This window comes from Nocardia sp. NPDC047654, from assembly GCF_043205035.1.
Lineage (GTDB): Bacteria > Actinomycetota > Actinomycetes > Mycobacteriales > Mycobacteriaceae > Nocardia.
In genome coordinates this window covers 94,371-100,617 of record NZ_JBIDDF010000021.1, presented here as the reverse complement: position 1 = coordinate 100,617, position 6,247 = coordinate 94,371, and the positions used below count along the sequence as shown (strand labels likewise).

The following is a 6,247-nucleotide window of genomic DNA, read 5'->3' as shown; positions in this document are numbered from 1 at the left end:
ACAACTCGATGGCGTATGCGGCGAATGTGCTGAGTTGGGCGGCGGCGTATCGGACCGGGGGTTCGCCTACGCAGGTGCGCATCTCGCCGGACCTGATACCGCCGGGAGCATTGTCGCCGGGTTCGGAGATGTCCGCGGTGCGCACGACCACCCCGACCACCGATCCGGCCGAACAGGCGTGGGCGGCAGGCCAGGCGCCCGCCCCGCGGCCGCGACAGCAGCCGACCCAGGTGATGATCACGATTCCGGGTCTGCCGCCCATTCCCTGCGGGATCTTCTGCCCGCCGCCACCGCCGGTGAATCCGTGTGCGGGACAATCGGTGCCCGCCCCGATGCCGTTCCCGGACCTACCCGGGACCGCACGCGTGCCGCTCGCACCGCAGCAGCCCTACGGCGGCGCGGCGGCCGCACCCCGCGACCCCGCCGCCCCCGCGGGCCCGGCCGATCCCGCCGTGGCGGGCAGGCCCGCCGACGCCGGAGCCCTCGGGCAGCCCGGCACCCCGGACCGGGCGGCCGCCGGATGCGTTCAGCCCGATACCACGCTGGCCACCACCGAATCCGCGCCCATCCCCGGTGACCTGCCCGTCCCCGACAACGCACCGCGCGGCGACACCGAACCCGCGACCACCACCCCGCCCGCCCCGGCGCCCGAAGCCGAACCGGCGCCCAGCGCCGAATCCGCGCCTACGCCGCCGCCGGGAATCACCCTGCCGTTCGGCATCGTCATCCCCCTGCCCGCGCCACCGGTCGCACCCCAGCAGTGATTCAAACTCCGTATCAGATCACGAAGCAGTAACAAAAAGATCTCGGATGCGGTAGCCTCTCCCTCGGTCCGTAACAAAGGGCTCACAGCGAGTCATGGGAGGGTCACCACACCGTGGGGCGTCATCGAAAACAACCGCCTGCCACCGTCAGGCGCAGTTCCGTTATCGCGTTGACCGGATTGGTTCCCGCTGGGCTCGTCTCCGTCACCGCCGCCTCCGAGGTCGGCGACGCCGTCCCGCTCGCGGCCGCGGTTCAGACGCCGGATGATCAGGACGTGCAGGGCGCCCGGCCGCAGTCGGCCGTCGAGCCCGTCGCGGGCACCGAATTCCTCGCGCACGCAATGGCCAAGGCCGCGCCCACCGCGACGCCCGTGGTGAAAACCGTTGCGCTGCCGAGGGGGCGGCAACCCGCCGCGATGCCTGCCGGGCCGCTGGGCGTCCCCGGCGTGGCCGTCGCCGCCTATCAGAACGCGGAACGAGTGCTGGCCGCCGAGAACCCCGTGTGCGGCATGCCGTGGTCGCTGCTGGCCGGCATCGGCCGGGTCGAGTCCACCCACGCCTTCGGCGGTAAGGCCGATGCCGACGGCAACCCGCTCAGCCCCGTCTACGGCCCCGTGCTGGACGGCTCGCTCACCGGCAACCACGTCGTTCGCGACTCCGACAACGGCGCACTGGACGGCCTGGACGGCTACGACCGCGCTATCGGTCCGATGCAGTTCCTGCCCGACACCTGGAAGCGTTACGCGGGCGACGGCAACGGCGACGGCATCGCCGATCCGCAGAATCTGTTCGACGCCGCCCTGACCGCCGGGAAGTACCTGTGCGAAGGCGGCCTGAATATGCGTGACCTGGCACAACAGTCGAAAGCGATCCTGCGCTACAACCACTCCATGGCCTACGTCGCGAACGTCATGGCCTGGGAGACCTCCTACAGCACGGGGGTCGCACCCCGGCCCGCGGATCTGCCGAAAATTTGACACGCCTAAAATTCCTGCCATGCCAGTAGTTACGGAATCGGACGTGCGGGGTGCCCTCGCAAAGGTCGACGACCCGGAGATCCGCAAGCCGATCACCGAGCTGGGCATGGTGAAAAGCGTCGTCATCGGCGCCGGCAGCGATGTCCACGTGGAGATCTACCTGACGACGGCGGGCTGCCCCCTGCGTACGGAGATCCAGCAGCGGGTCACCAAGGCCATCGCCGACGTGCCCGGTGTGGGCGCCATCTCCGTCGATCTCGACGTGATGGACGACGAGCAGCGCACCGCACTGCGCAAGCAGTTGCGCGGCGACTCGGCCGACCCGGTCATCCCGTTCGCCCAGCCCGGCTCGCTGACCCGCGTCTACGCGGTCGCCTCCGGGAAAGGCGGCGTCGGCAAGTCCAGCGTCACGGTGAACCTGGCCGCCGCCATGGCCGCGCGCGGACTGTCGGTCGGCGTGCTGGACGCGGACATCTACGGTCATTCCATCCCGCGGATGCTCGGTACCGATGCCAGGCCCACCCAGGTCGAGCGGATGATCATGCCGCCGGTCGCGCACGACGTGAAAATGATCTCGATCGCCCAGTTCACTCAGGGCAACACGCCCGTGGTGTGGCGCGGCCCGATGCTGCACCGGGCGTTGCAGCAGTTCCTCGCCGACGTGTTCTGGGGTGACCTCGACATCCTGCTGCTCGACCTGCCGCCCGGCACCGGCGACGTCGCGATCTCCATCGCACAGCTGATCCCGGGAGCCGAGATCCTGGTCGTCACCACCCCGCAGCCGGCCGCCGCCGAGGTGGCCGAGCGAGCGGGCGCGATCGCGCTGCAAACGCGCCAGCGCATCGCGGGCGTGGTGGAGAACATGTCCTGGCTGGACCTGCCGGACGGCACCCGGATGGACCTGTACGGCTCCGGCGGCGGCCAGGCCGTCGCCGACCGGCTCACCCGCGCGGTGGGTGCGACCGTACCGCTGCTCGGTCAGATCCCCATCGAACAGGCGCTGCGGGAAGCGGGCGACGAAGGCACCCCGATCGTGCTGCGCGATCCGGAGAACCCCGCCGCCAAGGCTCTGCTGGAGGTGGCGGACAAGCTCGCCGTCCGCCGCCGCGGCCTCGCGGGCATGTCCCTCGGTATCGACACCACCCGGCATCTGTAGCGAGCACGACGCGCGAGACCACCCGTCGGTGTGCCCTAATAAGCTCACCTCATGCTCACCATGCTGTTGTACGTGCTGATCGTCGGCTTGGTCGCCGCGGTGCTGTTCTTACTGGCCAGTGCGGTGTTCGGGCGGTCGGAGGAGCTGGGGCCGCTGCCGGAGGGGACGACGGCCACCGTGCTGCCGGTGGAAGGGATCACCGGGGCGGACGTGCGCGCGTTGCGCTTCCAGCAGGTGGTGCGCGGCTACAAAGCCGGCGAGGTGGATTGGGCGCTGACCCGGCTGGCCGCGCGGATCGATGAGCTCCAGCACCAGCTGGCCGAAGCGCAGGCCGCGCGGTGGCAGACGCCGATCGCGCCGGAGTCGAAGTGAGCGCCCTGGCCGACGACGGGCTGGTTCGCTGTGCCTGGCCGCTGGAGTCCCAGCTCTATCGGGACTATCACGACCACGAGTGGGGCAAGCCCCTGCACGGCGACGACGCCTTGTTCGAGCGGCTCTGCCTGGAGGCGTTTCAATCCGGCCTGTCCTGGCTGACCATCCTGCGCAAACGCCCGGCCTTTCGTGCCGCGTTCGCCGGGTTCGCCATCGAGCGCGTCGCGGAGTTCGGCGACGACGATGTCGCCCGGCTGATGGCCGACGCGGGCATCGTCCGCAACCGCAGCAAGATCGACGCGGCCATCGCCAACGCCCGGGTTGCCCGCGACCTCGACATCGGCCTGGACGAGTTGCTCTGGTCGTTCGCCCCACCGCCGCGCCCGCGCCCGCGCCGCGGCGCCGACGTGCCCGCGACCACACCCGAATCCATCGCGCTGGCAAAAGAATTGAAACGGCGCGGATTCCGGTTCGTCGGACCGACCACGGCGTACGCCCTGATGCAGGCCACCGGGATGGTGGATGACCACCTGGCCGATTGCTGGGTGGGCAACGACCGGCCCGGCACGGGCCGACCGGTCACTTTTTGAACTCAGCTATCCGTCCACATCCGCGATAGGGAAGAATGGGACGGGTGTAGCTCGCCAAACGCCGGCGAGCTCACTGGTTGGTGACAACTGGAGTTCCAAGAAAGTGCGCAGCAGACCGCGCAGATCTGGAGGGAGCAGAGGATGGCGGCCATGAAGCCCCGCACCGGGGACGGTCCCCTCGAGGCAACCAAAGAAGGGCGTGGAATCGTCATGCGGGTTCCACTCGAGGGTGGCGGGCGTCTGGTCGTCGAACTCACGCCGGACGAGGCAGCGGCGCTCGGTGACGAACTGAAGAGCGTCACGAGCTGAGTGGGCCCGGCTGAGCACTCGGCCCTCGCCGACGCGGCCGGCGTCCTGGCCTGCCCGGAATGCATTCGGGCGCACCAGGACGCCGCGCCGCTCGCACTCGAACCGCGGGATCGAGCACTGCGCTGCGGTCGCGGCCACAGCTTCGACGTCGCCAGACAGGGCTACGTCAGTTTGCTGACCGGCGCGTCGACCAAGATGACCGGGGACACCGCGGCCATGCTCGACGCCCGTGCCGCTTTCCAGAGCGGAGGGCACTTCGCGCCGATCGCCGACGCGGTGACGCACGCCGTCACGACGCGGCGGGCAAACGGCCCGGTACTGGAGATCGGCGCGGGCACCGGCTACTACCTCGCCCGGGCGCTCGACGCCGCTCCCCCGGCCGTCGGCATCGGACTGGACGTGGCCAAACCCGCCGTCCGGCGCTGCGCCCGCGCCCACCCGCGCGCCGCGGCGGTGCTGGCCGACGCCTGGCGCGGGTTGCCGATCCGCGACGGTGCGCTGGCCTGCGTACTCTCCGTCTTCGCCCCGCGCAACCCCGGCGAGATCGCCCGGGTGCTCGCCGAGGACGGCCGCTTCGTCGTCGCCACACCCACCGAACGTCATCTTCGCGAGCTGATCGAGCCTCTGGACATGGTCCGGGTCGACCCCGACAAGGACCGCAGGCTCGACGCCGCCATGGCGGGATATTTCGAACCGGTCGACCGGACGCTGGTGGAGTACCCGATGACGCTCGCCAGAGCCGATGTCGCGCACGTGGTGGGGATGGGTCCGTCCGCGCACCACGCCGCCGCCGTAGCGGCGGATCCGGCGCGGCTGCCGGAGTCCGTCGAAGTGACCGCTTCGGTCGTCGTGGGCACCTACCGCCCGGCGGCCTGATCGCCCGGCTCAGCCCTTCCTGATCTCGTCGTACACCGCCACCGTGCGCGCCGCGATGCGCGACCAGTCGAATTCGGAGATCGCCCGCTCCCGGCCCGCGGCCCCGAGCCGGGCGGCCAGCTCTCGATCGCCGGCCACCTCGTTCACGGCGGCGGCTAGCCCGTGCTCGTAGTCCCCGGCCGCACCCGCGTCGTAGTGCACCAGCCGTCCGTTGCGGCTGTCGACCACCTCGGGGATGCCGCCGACGTCCGAGGCGACCACCGCGGTCGAGCAGGCCATCGCCTCCAGGTTGACTATGCCGAGCGGCTCGTAGACCGACGGGCACACGAACAGCGACGCGGCGGCGAGAATCTGCCGGATCTGCTCGGTCGGCAACATCTCGCGAACCCAGAACACGTTGCCGCGACGCTGCCGCAGCTCGTGCACCGCCGCGGTGACCTCTTGCGCCAGCTCGGGCGTGTCCGGCGCGCCCGCGCACAGCACGAGCTGGATATCGGGATCGAAGTCGCGGGCGGCGGCCAGCAGGTGGCCGACCCCCTTCTGGCGCGTGATGCGGCCGACGAAGGCGACGATGGGAAGGTCGGTACGCACGCCGAGTTCGGCGAGCACCGACGGCTCGGCACCGGTCGCCGGACCGGGATGCCAGACGGTCCCGTCGATGCCGTTGTGCACCACATGGACCCGGGCCGGGTCGACGGCGGGGTAGGCGTCGAGCACGTCGCGGCGCATGCCCTCGCTCACCGCGATGACGGCGTCGGCGTGCTCGACGGCGTTGCGCTCCGACCAGGAGGACAGCCGGTAGCCGCCGCCGAGCTGCTCGGCCTTCCACGGCCTGCGCGGCTCCAGCGAATGGGCGGTCAGCACGTGCGGGATGCCGTAGAGGGTCGCGGCCAGATGTCCGGCCAAGCCGCTGTACCAGGTGTGCGAGTGCACCACGTCCACCTCGCCCACGGCGTCGGCCATCCGTAGCTGGGCGGACATCATCCGCAGCGCGGCGTTGGCGGCGTGTAGCGACGGATCCGGTCGATGGACCACGGCATCCGAGCGCTCGACGCCCATACAGTGCACGGTCACCTCGCACAGGTGACGCAAATGCGCCGTCAGCTGGGTGACGTGCACCCCCGCCCCGCCGTACACCTCGGGTGGATATTCGCGGGTCAGCATCGCGACGCGAAGCCGGTCCCGCTCGTCGGAATCCACCGC

Annotated in this window: 7 protein-coding genes and 1 pseudogene; 7 read left to right on the top strand and 1 reads right to left on the bottom strand. The window is 70.7% G+C overall.

Annotation, left to right across the window (positions count from 1 at the left end; genetic code table 11):
• From ACGF7Y_RS33295 to ACGF7Y_RS33265, 7 genes and pseudogenes are all read left to right on the top strand, one after another.
• Positions 1 to 764: pseudogene (locus ACGF7Y_RS33295) on the top strand (lytic transglycosylase); the annotation flags it as partial.
• Between the two features lie 113 nt (positions 765 to 877).
• Positions 878 to 1,741 (top strand): lytic transglycosylase domain-containing protein, encoded by an 864-nt coding sequence (locus ACGF7Y_RS33290; protein WP_393240919.1) that lies wholly within the window; start codon positions 878 to 880, stop codon positions 1,739 to 1,741.
• Between the two features lie 19 nt (positions 1,742 to 1,760).
• Positions 1,761 to 2,897: an Mrp/NBP35 family ATP-binding protein gene (locus ACGF7Y_RS33285; RefSeq protein WP_063051087.1), complete on the top strand. Its 1,137-nt coding sequence runs from the start codon at positions 1,761 to 1,763 to the stop codon at positions 2,895 to 2,897.
• Positions 2,898 to 2,948: 51 nt separating this feature from the next.
• A complete protein-coding gene (locus tag ACGF7Y_RS33280) occupies positions 2,949 to 3,269 on the top strand; it encodes a DivIVA domain-containing protein (RefSeq protein WP_040869480.1) in 321 nt (106 codons plus the stop codon).
• The gene (locus ACGF7Y_RS33275; RefSeq protein ID WP_040869482.1) at positions 3,266 to 3,859 is read left to right on the top strand and encodes a DNA-3-methyladenine glycosylase I; all 594 of its coding nucleotides are present in this window, start codon (positions 3,266 to 3,268) and stop codon (positions 3,857 to 3,859) included. Before ACGF7Y_RS33280 ends, ACGF7Y_RS33275 begins: the two co-directional genes overlap by 4 nt.
• A 141-nt stretch (positions 3,860 to 4,000) precedes the next feature.
• Complete coding sequence (locus tag ACGF7Y_RS33270) at positions 4,001 to 4,168, top strand: DUF3117 domain-containing protein (RefSeq protein WP_011211259.1); 168 nt, start codon at positions 4,001 to 4,003, stop codon at positions 4,166 to 4,168.
• Positions 4,169 to 5,044, top strand: coding sequence for a putative RNA methyltransferase (locus ACGF7Y_RS33265; protein WP_393240912.1), 876 nt, complete (start codon positions 4,169 to 4,171; stop codon positions 5,042 to 5,044).
• Positions 5,045 to 5,053: 9 nt separating this feature from the next.
• Here the strand turns inward: ACGF7Y_RS33265 and glgA are convergent, their stop codons facing one another.
• Entirely contained in the window at positions 5,054 to 6,208 is a 1,155-nt protein-coding gene (gene glgA, locus ACGF7Y_RS33260) for a glycogen synthase (RefSeq protein ID WP_393240931.1), read from the bottom strand.
• Between the last annotated feature and the right edge of the window lie 39 nt (positions 6,209 to 6,247).

Excerpts from the sequence above, each read along its gene's own strand:
- ACGF7Y_RS33285 (WP_063051087.1), top strand. The coding sequence starts at position 1,761 with ATGCCAGTAGTTACGGAATCGGACGTGCGGGGTGCCCTCGCAAAGGTC.
- ACGF7Y_RS33280 (WP_040869480.1), top strand. The coding sequence starts at position 2,949 with ATGCTCACCATGCTGTTGTACGTGCTGATCGTCGGCTTGGTCGCCGCG.
- ACGF7Y_RS33270 (WP_011211259.1), top strand. The coding sequence starts at position 4,001 with ATGGCGGCCATGAAGCCCCGCACCGGGGACGGTCCCCTCGAGGCAACC.
- glgA (WP_393240931.1), bottom strand. The coding sequence starts at position 6,208 with ATGCTGACCCGCGAATATCCACCCGAGGTGTACGGCGGGGCGGGGGTG.